This window comes from Bacillus sp. es.034, assembly GCF_002563655.1.
In the GTDB taxonomy this organism is placed as follows: Bacteria; Bacillota; Bacilli; order Bacillales; family Bacillaceae_B; genus Rossellomorea.
This window is the reverse complement of record NZ_PDIY01000001.1, coordinates 450978-465700: the sequence shown is the minus strand read 5'-3', so window position 1 is coordinate 465700 and position 14723 is coordinate 450978. Positions and strand designations below refer to the sequence as shown.

General features: G+C 44.8%; 15 protein-coding genes and 1 riboswitch. Of the genes, 13 read left to right on the top strand and 2 right to left on the bottom strand.

From position 1 onward, the window contains the following. Positions 1 to 5 precede the first annotated feature (5 nt). The 11 genes from ATG71_RS02360 (at position 6) to ATG71_RS02310 (ending at position 11129) form a co-directional block, all read left to right on the top strand. Complete coding sequence (locus tag ATG71_RS02360) at positions 6 to 332, top strand: thioredoxin family protein (protein WP_098438344.1); 327 nt, start codon at positions 6 to 8, stop codon at positions 330 to 332. Between the two features lie 207 nt (positions 333 to 539). Then, positions 540 to 1088, top strand: coding sequence for an RNA polymerase sigma factor (locus ATG71_RS02355; RefSeq protein ID WP_098438343.1), 549 nt, complete (start codon positions 540 to 542; stop codon positions 1086 to 1088). Then, positions 1069 to 2235 carry a DL-endopeptidase inhibitor IseA family protein gene (locus ATG71_RS02350; protein WP_098438342.1) on the top strand — a complete coding sequence of 389 codons (1167 nt, stop codon included), beginning with the start codon at positions 1069 to 1071 and terminating at the stop codon, positions 2233 to 2235. Before ATG71_RS02355 ends, ATG71_RS02350 begins: the two co-directional genes overlap by 20 nt. Before the next feature lie 202 nt (positions 2236 to 2437). Next, the gene (locus tag ATG71_RS02345; protein ID WP_098438341.1) at positions 2438 to 2737 is read left to right on the top strand and encodes a hypothetical protein; all 300 of its coding nucleotides are present in this window, start codon (positions 2438 to 2440) and stop codon (positions 2735 to 2737) included. Positions 2738 to 2805: 68 nt separating this feature from the next. Beyond that, positions 2806 to 2904: riboswitch (TPP riboswitch) on the top strand. Positions 2905 to 2975: 71 nt separating this feature from the next. Continuing rightward, on the top strand, positions 2976 to 3572 hold the full coding sequence (thiT, locus tag ATG71_RS02340) for an energy-coupled thiamine transporter ThiT (protein WP_098438340.1): 597 nt from the start codon (positions 2976 to 2978) through the stop codon (positions 3570 to 3572). Positions 3573 to 3713: 141 nt separating this feature from the next. Beyond that, on the top strand, positions 3714 to 4340 hold the full coding sequence (locus tag ATG71_RS02335) for a DedA family protein (RefSeq protein ID WP_098438339.1): 627 nt from the start codon (positions 3714 to 3716) through the stop codon (positions 4338 to 4340). Between the two features lie 132 nt (positions 4341 to 4472). Then, positions 4473 to 5234, top strand: coding sequence for a threonine/serine exporter family protein (locus ATG71_RS02330; protein WP_034760917.1), 762 nt, complete (start codon positions 4473 to 4475; stop codon positions 5232 to 5234). 22 nt (positions 5235 to 5256) lie between these two features. Next, positions 5257 to 5712 (top strand): threonine/serine exporter family protein, encoded by a 456-nt coding sequence (locus ATG71_RS02325; protein WP_098438338.1) that lies wholly within the window; start codon positions 5257 to 5259, stop codon positions 5710 to 5712. Between the two features lie 192 nt (positions 5713 to 5904). Next, positions 5905 to 7476: a mechanosensitive ion channel gene (locus ATG71_RS02320; protein ID WP_098438337.1), complete on the top strand. Its 1572-nt coding sequence runs from the start codon at positions 5905 to 5907 to the stop codon at positions 7474 to 7476. Between the two features lie 190 nt (positions 7477 to 7666). Further along, the gene (locus ATG71_RS02315; RefSeq protein ID WP_098441701.1) at positions 7667 to 9355 is read left to right on the top strand and encodes an ABC transporter ATP-binding protein; all 1689 of its coding nucleotides are present in this window, start codon (positions 7667 to 7669) and stop codon (positions 9353 to 9355) included. Then, on the top strand, positions 9348 to 11129 hold the full coding sequence (locus ATG71_RS02310) for an ABC transporter ATP-binding protein (RefSeq protein ID WP_098438336.1): 1782 nt from the start codon (positions 9348 to 9350) through the stop codon (positions 11127 to 11129). Before ATG71_RS02315 ends, ATG71_RS02310 begins: the two co-directional genes overlap by 8 nt. Before the next feature lie 458 nt (positions 11130 to 11587). Here the strand turns inward: ATG71_RS02310 and ATG71_RS02305 are convergent, their stop codons facing one another. Continuing rightward, positions 11588 to 12010, bottom strand: coding sequence for a pyridoxamine 5'-phosphate oxidase family protein (locus tag ATG71_RS02305; protein ID WP_098438335.1), 423 nt, complete (start codon positions 12008 to 12010; stop codon positions 11588 to 11590). A gap of 124 nt (positions 12011 to 12134) precedes the next feature. On the opposite strand from ATG71_RS02305, the gene ATG71_RS02300 reads away from it, so the two are divergent. Continuing rightward, on the top strand, positions 12135 to 12794 hold the full coding sequence (locus ATG71_RS02300) for a uracil-DNA glycosylase (RefSeq protein WP_098438334.1): 660 nt from the start codon (positions 12135 to 12137) through the stop codon (positions 12792 to 12794). 18 nt (positions 12795 to 12812) lie between these two features. Here the strand turns inward: ATG71_RS02300 and ATG71_RS02295 are convergent, their stop codons facing one another. Continuing rightward, entirely contained in the window at positions 12813 to 13061 is a 249-nt protein-coding gene (locus ATG71_RS02295) for an alpha/beta-type small acid-soluble spore protein (RefSeq protein ID WP_098438333.1), read from the bottom strand. Between the two features lie 179 nt (positions 13062 to 13240). Here ATG71_RS02295 and ATG71_RS02290 point away from each other — a divergent pair, with 179 nt between their 5' ends. Then, positions 13241 to 14698: an alanine/glycine:cation symporter family protein gene (locus ATG71_RS02290; protein ID WP_098438332.1), complete on the top strand. Its 1458-nt coding sequence runs from the start codon at positions 13241 to 13243 to the stop codon at positions 14696 to 14698. Positions 14699 to 14723: the final 25 nt, after the last annotated feature.

Below are 14723 nucleotides of genomic sequence, written 5' to 3'. Positions count from 1 at the left end.
GTAAAATGGAAGAAGTCCATTCACTAAAAGCACTTTATGAAAAGCTCGAAGCTGAGAAGCTGGTACTACTATACATATCAAGGCCAGGTTGTTCTGTATGTCACGCACTCCTGCCTCAGGTGGAAGAGATGTTGAAGGATTTCAAATCTGTGAAATCCATCCATGCCGATGCAGAAGAAATCCCGGAAATAGCAGGGGAATTTTCAATCTTCACCGTGCCCGTCGTCATTGTATTTGTAGACGGTAAGGAGATGTTCAGAAAAGCACGCTTCGTTCCAATCGACGAACTCCATAGCCAAATCTCCCGTCTTACGGAGATGTTAGACAACTAAACAAACGTTTGATTAGTACGTGAAAACGTTGGTTGGTCTGGCCTGGATGGGTTAAACAGTTGTTTAAGGCGAAGAAATGAAACAAATAGCGACCAACTGGAAGAGCTGTTATCATAATGGCTCTTTTTTAGTTTAAATGAAAATTTTCCATGAAGATTTGAAACCAAACCGGATACGGTAACGACTAATAGATACAGTAAAGGGGGGATGACTTTGAATGAGGGTCAACACCAATTAGAAGAGCTTTATGAAAAGTTCTTTCATGACGTCTATCAGTACTTATTGTATTTTACAAATAATTCATCCGAAGCAGAGGATTTAACGCAGGATACATTTATCAGAGTGTTCAAGAGTTATCAAAGCTTCAAAAATCATTCCTCTCAGAAAACATGGATCATATCCATTGCCAAACGTACTGCCATCGATCACTACAGAAAGAGAAAGCTAATCTCCATTCTCCCGGAATTCCTTATAAGTATACGGAAAAGTGAGGATGGCCTGCCGGAAGAGGAGATGGAGAAGAATGAAGAGTGGGAAATGGTTCAAGCTGCCCTTTCAAAGCTGAAACCTGATTATCGCAATGTTGTCATTTTAAGGGGATTAAGGGAATACTCCGTCAAAGAAACGGCGGAGATCCTCGATTGGAAGCCTTCCAAGGTTAAGGTGGATTATCACAGGGCACTGAATCTGTTAAAAAAATCATTAGGAAATTCCAGTGAAAAGGCGGTGCAGGTATATGAACGAAAAATTCAATGATGACTTCCTGCAATCTTTGAAAAAACGACCAGACCTTTCTCCGCGAAAAGAGTTTAAGCAAGAGTTGAAAACCAAACTATTTAATGAAATAAATGACACCGAAAAGAACAGGGTGAAAATGAGAAGTTTGGTTCCGAATATACTGGCAGCAGCTTTTATATTGGCGGGGGTGTTTTTGACCTTTGAACTGGTAGGGATCGGAAGGGACGGTCAAAATGCTTCTCAGGAGCAAGACAGCATAGAGCAGGTAGAGCCAACCTCACAGGAACCGACTGAGCTGGATGAATCCACGGCCGACAAACTGATCGGAGAAGCGTTCTCTCGATATGATCATATCCTTAACGATGAAGGGACCGGCGAAACCTTTATATTTGAAGGAAAACCTTACCGGTATATGAGTGGAGAATTGGATTCAAAAGAAAAAGTGATCCGTTATCTATCAGAAAGTTTTACGCCTGATGCTGCGGGGAAGCTCATCGGGGATCATCCATTCATTGTTTTCAAAGGAAAATTGGCGCAGCCTGATGTATCATATGAACCTGGTCAGTTATGGACGGCCACTACGGCAATCAAAGTGAGGACTTCAGACACGATGAGTGATGTGACATACGAAATACCGGTTTCAGAAGGTTACGAGAAAGCAAGTGTTCAAACTTTCAGGTTGCTTTATGATGATGGATGGAAGTTTAGTGTGGTGATGCCGTTCTCTTTTAGAAAAATAGAAAAGGTGGAAACGGGCAGTGGCTCCCAATTCACGCTTGCAAAGGAAGAAAAGGACGCCTATCAGGAGTTTTCCAAAGATCCAACAGAAGTCCATATGAAAGGACTGTCACCCATCAGCATAGCCAAAATATATGTCCAGGCATCACTGGACGAACGATACGACCTTGTTTATGAATTGTACACGGACAGAACGGATTATATACGATGGACAAAAGAAGAAGACGAGGAAATACCCAAAACGGACAGGGGCACAAAAGAAAGTATCCTTAATACCTTCAAAGGGATCGAAAATGGTGAATTTATTCAAACTAGCGATATCGATGGCTATATCAAGTATGATAACGGCGGTGAAGGCACCATGGGCTTTCAGATGGTAAAAGATGAAGACGGCTATTGGAGTGTAGGCTTTATGCCTACTCAGTAAACCCCGTTCATCCGGAGAGGAAATCAACCCACATCCGCTTATGAAACAGGAACAAGAATAAATAAAGATAAAAAGAGCTGCTAAAAATGGGTATTTTGACACACCTCATTAAAGTAGCTCTTTTGTCATGGTTCAGTGAATAGGTATATAATAGAAAGTATAAGAGTATAGTAGTTATGAGAAATAAAAGGGGGCTTGATGAATGATCAGATTGTCCAGGACAAAGAAAGTCATGTTACTCTGTTTCGGAATCATCCTCATAATAGTAGCCAACCGGATTTCCACGGTACAGCATCTGACGGCAAGAATCGCCACCAACCTGTATGTGAGCCTGAAGTACCAGGAACTTGACCTTGAATACCAAAACGTCGAATTTTCACCCCAGTTCGGAGATTATTCTGTAGCGTATAAGGACAAAGATGGAAAAGTATATGGATTCATGGTCACCCCTAAATCAATGCCCGTCATCATCCTTCATGATCCTCTGAGTGAGACACCTTAAGAAAAAGTTCCTGTTTTGCTTTTAAACTATCATTCTTCATGTATAATAAACCTTAACAACTTTATAAACGGTACCACAAGGGGAGCGAAAGCTGAGAGTGAACAATCTGTTCTGACCCTCTGAACCTGTTAGTTAGGACTAGCGTAGGGATGTGGAAAATAGGCAGCATAGTGCTTATTTCGATTGTTTCATTCTCCCTCCTTATGGTTTCGTTTCAGTTCATAAGGAGGATTTTTTTATGAAAAACACTCGACTTGTCGTATTGCTTGAAGCATCATTGATGGCGGCTTTTGCGGTCATCCTCGATTTGTTGCCTTCTATTAAGCTATCACCGAGTATCTCGATTTCGATTGCCATGGTTCCTATCTTTCTATTATCCTATCGAAGAGGCTGGAGAGCTGGATTGATAGGAGGATTTTTATGGGGGATCCTGCAGATTGCCCTCGGGGATGCCTGGATTGCGACCCCGGTCCAAATGGTGATTGAGTACTTCATCGCTTTTGCTTTTATCGGTTTTGCCGGGATCTTTGCCGGGAAAATTCAGGGCGCACTGGGAAGCGGCCGACGATCCAAAGCGTTCTTCTGGGTAGTGATGGCAACAATCGCAGGAAGCCTTGCCCGTTATTTCTGGCATTTCATTGCCGGATTCGTGTTCTTTGCCGAGTATGCGCCGGATGAGATGTCCCCACTGCTATTTTCTCTTATAGTAAATGGGATCACCATGTTGGGATCGGCCGTTTTATGCTCCGTTGTGATGGTGATCATCGTTAATATCGCACCAAGATTGATCAAAGTTCAGTCGCATCAACAGGAAATCAGCCGAAAGGCATCATAAACGAAAGACCGGCCTGTCTCAGGGCCGGTCTTTCGTTCTGTCAATACATCTCAAGACGTAGCGTAAATTACCCCTGCGGATTCTGTTGGTGTCAGAAGGTCTCTTCTATACTGAAGATACAAGCGTACAGGAGTGATTCACATGACGGAATGGATAATAAATATAGCAGAAGAGTGGGGGATATGGGGTGTACTGTTTTCTCTATTAATTGAAGGGAGTGCTTTCCCTTTTATTGGAACGTTCTTTATCGTAACCATGGGATTTATCCTTGACTTAACGTGGATGGAAATGGTGGTCACTTCGATAGCGGGAAGCTTTTTATATACTGTTGGAAGCTATATACCATACTATATCAGTTTCAAACTGGGGGAGGAAATGGAAGGGAAGCTCAAGCCGAAAAAGCTGGAGAAGCTTCGGGAGGCCCAAGGTAAATTCAATCGATACGGTGTTTGGAGCGTAGCGATTGCAAGTCCGCTTCACTTAGGGAATGTCATCCCGTTCCTTGCAGGTATGGCAAGAATGGATGTGAAGGCGTATTCCCTCCTTACTATGCTCGGTATTGCACCATCCACTTTTCTGTTTTTGACCATTGGGAAGATATATGACGGGGAGAAAGAAGTGATCCTTGAAGTGATCGAAAACTATCAAATGGTGGTCCTCATGGGATTTGTGGTGGTGACGGGTGCGTACATGATTTATAAGAGAAAGTTAAAAAGGGGGTCAAATAACCCATCGGAACGAAAAGCTTTTCAAGAGAGAGGAAAGTAAATAATGCTTGAACCTGCCTTCTTTCCATCCCTCAAGATTAAATCTACGTAAAGTCCTGCCCTTCCTCATTGCTTACACCACTGCTTTCCTATAAACTAAACCTATTCAAAAAAGTACGTGTGGAGAGATCGTATGGAAGCAAAAATGATAAGAAGATATGACATTATGGAGGTCAGCCTGCTGGCGGGGAAGATCATGCTGCAAAGTGGGGCGGAGACGTATCGCGTCGAGGACACGATGATGCGCATCGCCGCTTCTTATGGGATATCGGAGTCGCATAGCTATGTGACCCCCACCGGGATCATCTTCTCGATTGAAACCTCAGAACCGACCAAAACGAAGCTGATCCGAATTAATGAGAGGTCTACGGATCTTGAGAAAGTGACCCTCGTGAACAGTATCTCAAGGCAGATCAGTAAAGGGCATCTGACCCTTGAAGAAGCATATAACGCCCTTGAAAAGCTGGATCAGTCCGATTTATCTTATTCCTTCCTGATTCAAGTGGCCGCGGCTTCAATTGCAAGTGGTTGCTTTCTCATCATGTTCCAGGGGATGTGGAAGGACTTCATTCCTGCTCTCATCACGGGAGGCGTCGGGTTTACAAGCCTGATTTATTTACACCGCCTTGTTCCGATAAAGTTCTTCGCGGAGTTTCTTGCTTCCTTCATCATCGGCATGGTGTCATACGGATTTGTCCAGCTTGGTATCGGACAGGAATTGGATAAGATCATCATCGGATCCGTGATGCCCCTTGTTCCCGGTCTCCTGATCACCAATGCAGTCCGGGACTTGATGGCGGGTCATCTCGTTTCGGGTCTCTCAAAGGGCGCAGAAGCTTTTTTAACGGCATTTGCCATTGGTACGGGCATTGCTGTCGTGTTTACATTGACGTAAGTGAGATAGGGGTGAAAAGGGAATGCACATCATCGAACAATTAGTGACCAGCTTCATATCCGCCGCTGCATTCGGGATTATCTTCAATGCTCCAAAGCAGTCCCTTTTCAAATGCGGAATTGTCGGGATGCTGGGCTGGATCATTTACGTACTTATGAGTTTAAATGAAGCCGACACCGTTCTTGCCACGTTACTTGCCTCCTTTGTCGTGGCTGTGGTCAGTCAGGTGTTTGCGAAAATGTATAAAACACCGGTCATCATCTTTTCTGTTGCCGGGATCATCCCCCTCGTACCCGGGGGACTGGCGTACGATGCCATGAGAAACTTCGTTCAAAATGATTACAATGCCGCCATCAACCTGGCAGCCAAAGCCTTTATGATCTCCGGTTCCATTGCCATCGGGCTCATCTTCTCGGAAGTCATCAACCAGGTCATCCGAAATGCCCGCCTGAACGCAAGTGCCCGACGGATGAGATAGAGGGACGGGCCTTACTTCTGTGAGGTCTATTTTTTTTGCCTGCGCTCTCGATTCCACCATTCTCCTTTCTATTGCTAAGATTATTTTCTGAATCATATAGACTATCTTTTTTAGTCTGGTTTTGAAAAAAAATCTTTGGGTAGATAAGTATTAGCATTATACATTTTCCATATATGGAAGGGAGAACATCGAATGAACAATGAGATCACGCGGGAATGGTATGGGTATTTAGGAAAACTTCCAGATCTGTTATTAGCTTTATTGGTGCTATTGATCGGCTGGATCATAGCAAAGGCTATTGAAAAAGCCGTTTACGGAATTTTAAAAAGAATAAAGATCGATGATAATCTATATTTTGGCAGCAGGACCGGGGAACGGAAATGGACATCGGAGAAAGTCATTAGTAAAATCGTGTACTTCATTCTGCTGGTGTTTGTGTTTATCGCCTTCTTCAATATCCTTGACTTGAACTTTATTGCTTCACCTTTAGTCGGTATGTTGAGTACGATGGCGGCAGCGATCCCCAATGTCTTAAAAGCGGCACTTATTCTATTATTTGCATGGATTGTTGCCTCTGTCCTGAAGGTATTGATAGAGAAGTTGGGTATGAGACCTGCAGTTAAAAGCACGATGGTGAGGTCTAAACTGGCGAAAGATGAAAATGATGCACATCGATATGTCTACACGGCCGCGAGGATTGTCTTCTATCTCGTGCTTCTTGTATTCTTACCGGGAGTGTTGGCGGCTCTTAACATTGCAGGGGTTTCAGGACCTTTCACGGAAATGCTCCAAAGCTTCCTGGCGTTTATACCGAAGCTGTTTGCAGCGGCTATCATTCTCCTTGTTGGATGGTTTGTTGCCAAGATCGTCCGGGATATCGTGACGAACTTCCTGAAGGCGATTGGCACAGAGAGAGTCGCTGATCGATTCGGTATCGGGAAACTTTTTCAAGGAACAACGGTTTCATCGGTCATAGGGACGATTGTATTCGTTCTGATCATGATTCCGGTCACCATTTCTGCACTGGATCAGCTGGACATTCGAGGGATTTCAGAACCAGCGATTCACATGCTCAATCAGGTCCTTGTGATGCTTCCGAATATTGCGGTTGCGATTGTACTCATTCTGGCAGGAATCTGGGTCGGTAGATGGGTTGGCGCATTGGTTGCACGTTTATTGAACAGGGTAGGATTCAATTCTCTGTTACGAAATATGGGGATTGGACGTATGAACGTCAATAAGAACCCATATGAAGCCAAGGGCTCAGCCTATATGAATCTATCTGGACTTGTAGGCAGAGTTGTTCAGGTTATCATTGTTTTCCTATTTGTAGTAGAAGCCCTTGAGATGGTGCGCTTGGAATTCCTGGTCGCCCTGGCAACCGGTGTATTAGCTTATGTGCCACATGTATTAGCAGCCATCGTCATTCTTGGTGCAGGCTTGTACCTGGGTAACTTGGTTAAGAGCATCTTATCCAATGTATTGAGTGATAACTTCCAAGTCCTTTCGAACATCACGAAATACGCCATTATTGCTCTAAGCTTCTTTATGGCCCTGGATCAATTAAAAGTGGCTGATTCCATCGTTAATATTGCGTTCATGTTGATTCTGGGTGGACTGGCTCTGGCTTTCGGTTTAGCCTTTGGTCTGGGTGGAAAGGACTTTGCACAAAAGTATCTTTCTAAACTGGATCGGAAAATTGAAGAAGAAAAGAACAGACCAAATAGTGGAGGTACAGATACTCCGCCACCATTTAACCAATAATAGTAAAGAAACCGCATGGTCCCTTCCCGGGGGAGTATGCGGTTTTTTAGTGAGGAGAGCAGCAGGACACTTCCAACTACCACCCTGCATAAAAAAACGATATGATGATACATATAAATAATGGCAGATATTTGTTTAGAGGGGTGTTCGTTTGAAAGTCATACGTTTCTTAAAGCCTTACCGGGCTGCCATGGCCGTTGCCTGGAGTTTAATGCTGGTAGAGCTTGCAGTAGAACTATTGAATCCGCTGTTCATGGCGCGGATCATCGATGAAGGAATTCTGAATAAAAACTTGGACACCGTATTGAAATGGGGATTCATCATGGTCGGGATGTCCCTTGTTGCCTTCTTTTCAGGCGTGACGAATTCATTTTTTGCCGCCCATACGAGTCAGGGATTTGGGTATGATGTGCGGGAAAGTCTGTATAAGAAAGTTCAATCGTTTTCGTTTGCCAGTTTTAATAAGCTTCCGGCCTCTTCTCTCATCACGAGAATGACGAATGATGTCAGGCAGCTTCAGAACACGATCTTCATGAGCCTCAGGATCATGCTCAGGGCTCCATTACTTGTAGTGGGCTCCACCATCATGGCCCTGATCGTCAATGCCCGGCTTGCGCTTATTCTAATCGTTGTGATTCCGGTGTTATGGCTGTTCCTGTTTTGGGTGCTGAAACGCGGGTGGAGTCTGTTTGAAAAAGTTCAATCCAGGCTGGATAAAGTAAATGAGGTCATGAAGGAAAACCTTTCAGGAATGAGGTTGATCAAAGCGTATACGAGGAGCAGGCATGAAGAAAGCCGATTTCATGAAGCGAATGAAGATTTGAAGAATCGAACGGTACGTGCCCTCAGGTTCATGGAGATCATTATGCCCCTCTTGATGCTTGTCATGAACCTTGCCCTTCTTTCCGTTCTATGGTTCGGAAGTATAGATGTTGCCTCAGGTGGCACAAAGGTTGGGGAAGTAGTGGCGATTGTCACGTATGTCACGAGAATCTCATCTGTTTTTTCTATATTCTCTTTTATCATCACCAGTTTTTCTAGAGCAAGGGCTTCTGCTGAAAGGGTCGAGGAAGTACTTGAAACGGAGATCGACTTGAAGGATGGAGGGGAGGCAGACACTCGCAACAAAGTGGTAAGAGGAGAAATCTCGTTTAAAGATGTATCGTTTCAATATCCATCCACTAGGGGAAAGGTGCTTCGGGATGTTTCCTTTCAGGTGGGAGCGGGACAAACCGTATCCATTTTAGGGGCTACGGGTTCAGGTAAAAGCTCCCTGTTTCAGCTCATCCCCCGTCTGTATGATGCAACAGAGGGAACCGTTCATTTGGACGGGCGGGAGATCCGGACCATTCCATTGGATGAAATAAGAAAAAATATCGGATATGTCCCTCAGGAAGTCATCCTGTTTTCCGGGTCGGTTTCAGAAAATCTTTTATGGGGGAAGGAAGATGCCACAAGGGAGGAAATGATCCAGGCGGCAAAAGATGCACAGATCCATGAAACCATCCTGAATCTTTCCAATGGATATGATACGGTCCTCGGGCAAAAAGGGGTCAACCTTTCAGGAGGTCAGAAACAAAGGCTTTCCATTGCCAGGGCACTCATCCGGAAACCGAAGATCCTCCTGCTGGATGACAGTACGAGTGCATTAGACTTGAAAACGGAGTCGAAGCTCCTTCAAGCATTGAAGAAATATGAGTGTACCACGATGATCATCACTCAAAAGGTCAGTACGGCGATGGAATCCGATCGTATCCTGCTTCTAGAAGATGGGGTATTGATCGGAGAAGGGTCCCACGAGTCACTGGTAGAGGATTCCCTCCTTTATCAACAAATTTACCAGTCTCAATTCGGAGAGGGGGAAATTCATCATGTCTAGGCATATACGAAAGAAACCGGGGGAGAACGACAAGGCGAAAGATGCAAGAGGCACACTCAGGCGTCTGTGGAGCTACCTTTCCAAAATGAAGGTCATTTTGTATCTGGTCATTTTAATGGTGTTCCTTAGTTCGGCGGCGGCACTTCTCGGGCCGTTTCTTGTTGGGAAAGCGATTGATGACTATATCGTCACGAAGGAGACATCTGGTCTGGTGGGACTGATCACAGGGCTGATTGCGGTGTACATCCTGCATTCTATGTCCGTATGGTTCCAGAATTATTGGATGATCGGTGTCGCTCAGGATACGGTATACAGGTTACGGAAGGACCTCTTCCATCAGTTGCATCAGCTCTCCATCCCATTCTTTGATAAACGGAAGCATGGCGAACTGATGAGCAGGGTGACCAATGATATTGATAATGTGAGCGCCACCTTGAATAGTTCGTTCATTCAAATCATATCGAGTGTCCTTACATTGGTCGGGACCGTCTCGATCATGCTCTGGCTCAGTCCGCTCCTCACTCTCATCACTCTGACCATTGTTCCCCTCATGGTATTTGGCATGAAGTGGATCACGAAACGGACAGGCCGCCTATTTAAACAATATCAGCATAATATCGGTGAATTGAACGGCTATATCGAAGAAACGATCTCCGGTCACAGCATCATCAAAACGTTTTCCAGGGAAGAAACGGCCATCAAAGAATTCGGTGAAAAGAATCAGCGGCTAAAGACAGCGGCATATTGGGCGGATACGTATTCAGGTTTCATCCCGAAACTGATGAACGTGCTGAACAACCTCAGCTTTGCCGTCATAGCCGGGGTGGGAGGGGTCTTTGCCCTGAACGGCATGATCACGATCGGTGTCATTGTCATATTCGCAGAGTATGCAAGGCAGTTCACACGGCCATTGAATGAGCTTGCGAATCAGTATAATACGCTCCTCTCAGCGATTGCAGGTGCCGAGCGTGTATTTCAAATACTGGATGAAGAAGAAGAGGCGAAGGACGAAGGAGATGCCGTAGAAATCGAGTCCGTTGAAGGGAAGGTCGAGTTTCAACATGTTTCATTCTCTTATGAAAAAGGGGAACCGACATTAAAGGATGTATCCTTTTCCATACGCCCCGGTGAAACCGTTGCCCTGGTTGGACCCACAGGAGCGGGGAAGACAACGATCACCAATCTCCTATCCCGCTTTTATGAACTGAATGAAGGAAGGATAGAGATCGACGGCCTCAACATTCAGACCATTAAACGAAAAAGCTTACGTCAGCTGATGGGCTTCGTTCTCCAGGATAGCTTTCTGTTCCAGGGGACGATTGCCGACAATATCCGTTACGGCCGCCTCGATGCGAGTGATGATGAGGTCAAGGATGCAGCCAAGCTCGCCAATGCCCATACCTTCATCGAAAAGATGCCCGAGGGCTACGATACAATGTTGCGGGCGGATGGAAGCGGAATCAGCCAGGGGCAGAAACAGCTATTGTCCATTGCGAGGGCCATCCTGTCCAATCCGTCCATCCTGATCCTCGATGAAGCAACAAGCAGTATCGACACGATTACGGAGCTGAAGATCCAGGATGCCCTCAAACGGTTGATGAAGGGCAGGACGAGCGTAGTAGTCGCTCACCGACTTAACACGATCCGTCAGGCTGATCAAATCCTGGTCCTTGATGGAGGGAAGATCATTGAACAGGGCACTCATGATGAACTTCTTAAGGTGAAGGGCTTTTATCATGGACTGTATCATAGCCAGTTGAAAGAGAGCGGTTGAGGAGGTAGCCTGGTTTTTCTCTTTAAAAATAAACCGCCATTGCTGGGGAAGCTTAATGAGCACATAAAAAAACACCTCAAAAGTCAGCACTTTTGAGGTGTTTTTTTTTAGTAAAGGGGCTAATCATCCCGTTAGCGATCCCTTTAGTGCTGCCTTTAATCGGATAAAGGCAATTCTGTAACTTGCAACATCACAAGTAATATATTTATATCTTGAACGTTGTTTGCAGATAATAAACAGCCGCGGGCAATTCCTTGAGTCGTTTGATATACCTAAACGACGTAAGCCCTACCTCTCTTACATCCTAACGGCTCCGAAGCCGATCCAGTGTGAATAAGTTGTTAAATCAAAACAGAATAGAATTACGAATTATCTTCTCTATCGTTTCAATGTATGTTACAAGATTACAATAACTAAATATATCATCTATCTTATAACATGTCAAGGAATCATTTTAATTATAATTCAAGCGACTGCGGCGAATCTTCTTCATCGTTCATGAGGCGGATGGCGGTCGGCTGGATTTTCAGGACGATGTAATTTGGATCGTCCGGACCTTCAAACCACCTCTTCATATGGTCATTCCATAGTTTTTCTTTGTAGTGTGCAGAATCTTCGACGGAAGCACGCCCTTCGATTTCAACGAATGTATCTCCGTATCCTTCCCCTTCATAGCCAAGGAGGATGTGGACATGGGGATTATCTTCGATTTCATCGGTTTTATGCGTGTCACTGCTCGTTGGCGTATATAAAGTGAGTTCATCATGTGAGAACGTCATATAGCGGGAATGAGGCTTATTCTTCTTAACCGTTGCCAGCGTACCTACTTTGCTTTCGTCAAGAACCTTTAAGATTTGTTGTTTCAATTCGGCTTGTGACAATCAATCCATCTCCTTTAATCTTTCTTTTACCCATACTATTCCTTTTCTGAGGGTGAAATAAACATGTGAATGTGTAGACTCCATCCACATCGGGAATAACGAAAATAATAAGAAGTGAAGGGTGATGCGCGTGATACCGGAAACACTGGTGAATCTGTGTAAAGAGCGGATGGAAGCTTATAACTGTGAAGGCTTTGTCCATGGAAGGGGACCAATGAACCCTGCGATCATGATTGTAGGGGAGGCACCCGGGGAAACCGAAATTCATAATGGCATGCCCTTCAGCGGGAGAGCGGGTAAGGTGCTCGATGAATTCTTTCGATATCTGGGTGTAGAAAGGGAGGATATTTACTTTACCTCCACGGTCAGGAGCAGACCTTACAAAATCATACATAAGAAAAACCGGGATAATGAAGTGATCGAAAAGAAATATAACAGGGCCCCGACTCGTAAAGAACAGTTTGCACATGCCCCGATTTTGGATTATGAGCTCCAACATGTAAAGCCGAAACAGCTTGTCACATTGGGTAATATAGGATTGCAAAGATTGTTGGGGAGGAAATATACGATTTCGGATGTACACGGTCAGCTGATCCAGTCGAAGGTCAGGCGGTTGAAAGATCTTGATTCAAACGAATGGACCTGGAGCGAGGAAACGTACTCCATATTCCCAACCTTTCATCCCGCATCCATTTTTTATAATCGTTCGCTTGAAGAAAACATTTATAAAGATCTTGATCATTTAAAGAAGATACTGCACGACAAGAAAGCTGACATCAAGTGAATGTCAGCTTTTTATTGATCATTTTTTTGACATATTCTCCTGAGCCATTCTGACAAGTTCCTTCACCATATTACCGCCGATCGATCCACCGACTTTCCCCGCCTGTTCAGACGTTAATTTCCCATTGTAGCCCCTTTGAAGAGGGATTCCCTGTTCTTTTGCGATTTCATACTTGGCTTCCTTTGGATCCCGGGTACCCGACACTCTCGCTTTCAGCTCATCCATAGCGGCTCGCGATTCCGGGACGAGAAGTTTTCTTTTCGACATTTTATCACCTCTTTTATAGAGTGCCCCAAATTTTTTTTACGAGTATAAAGTCATGTCATGTAAGGGTTTTTCTACGTTTATAAAATTTTCGTCATAAAAAAAGATTGTCTATATTGTGTCAAATAAAATATAATTCTTAATAGTTAGAAAATTTTATGAAAATAAAAGGGGGAAATGCCGTGGAAGAATTCGTTGGCAAGCTCGTAGGGATCCTTTGGTCCCCGGTCATGATTTATTTTTGTTTGGGTGTAGGCTTACTATTTTCTATTTTAACGAAGTTTTTGCAGGTCCGGTTGATTAAAGATATGGTGGTTCAAATGTTTAAGGGTGGAAGCTCAAGTGCAGGGGTGTCTTCATTCCAGGCTTTGGCTCTTTCATTATCCGGACGTGTAGGAACGGGGAACATCGCCGGTACGGCTACTGCCATCGCCTTCGGTGGTCCGGGAGCCGTCTTCTGGATGTGGACGATTGCATTCATTGGTGCAAGCAGTGCCTTTATTGAGTCGACATTAGCTCAAATTTATAAAGTAAAGCAGGACGGGGAATACCGTGGGGGACCGGCCTATTATATTGAAAAGGGGATTGGCTGGAAGTGGTATGCCGTACTATTCTCATTTGCGACATTACTTGCTATGAGTATCCTGATGCCGGGGATCCAGTCAAACTCCATTGCATTAGGATTGGAAAATGCTTTCGGTCTTAACACGACGGTCACAGGTATCGGACTTGTGGTGTTGATCGGGGTCATCATCTTTGGGGGTGTCAAACGTATTGCGGGAGTGGCTTCATACGTCGTGCCGTTCATGGCCATTGCGTATATTCTTCTTTCCCTTATCATCGTCGGAATGAATATTGCGGAGATCCCGGCTGTCTTTGGCCTTATTTTCAGAAGTGCATTCGGTGCCGATTCCGTATTCGGTGGAATCATCGGTATGGCGGTATCGTGGGGAGTCAAACGCGGAATCTATTCCAACGAAGCAGGTCAAGGAACAGGACCTCATGCTGCTGCTGCGGCAGAGGTTTCCCACCCGGCCAAACAAGGATTGGTTCAAGCATTTTCGGTTTATATTGATACCCTTCTTGTTTGTACGGCAACAGCATTCATGATCCTGTTTACGGGTTCATTCAATACGGAAGGTCCTAACGGGACGATGCTTGCAAACAATCTGGATGGTATTGAAGCAGGACCTGGCTATACACAGGCTGCCATTGAATCAGTGATTCCGGGATTCGGGGCATCATTCGTCGCGATCGCTTTATTCTTCTTTGCCTTTACGACAATCATGGCCTACTATTACATGGCTGAGACGAATGTGGCTTACTTGTTGAGAGGCAAGAATTCAAAGGCGGCCATGGTGGTCCTGAAGGTAGTCCTTCTTGGAGCCACTTTCTACGGAGCGGTAAGAGAAGCGGCTCTTGCATGGGCGTTGGGTGATATCGGACTTGGACTTATGGTATGGCTGAACCTGATCGCGATCCTCATCCTTGCCAAACCGGCACTTAAAGCGCTGAAGGATTACGAAGAGCAGAAGAAGCAGGGGCTTGATCCGGTCTTCAACTCGAAAAAACTCGGTATCAAAAATGCAGAGTTTTGGGAGCAGGAGTATAAAGTCGAAGATAAGGAAAATGCATCATAATCTACAAAAAAGAAACCTGTTGCCA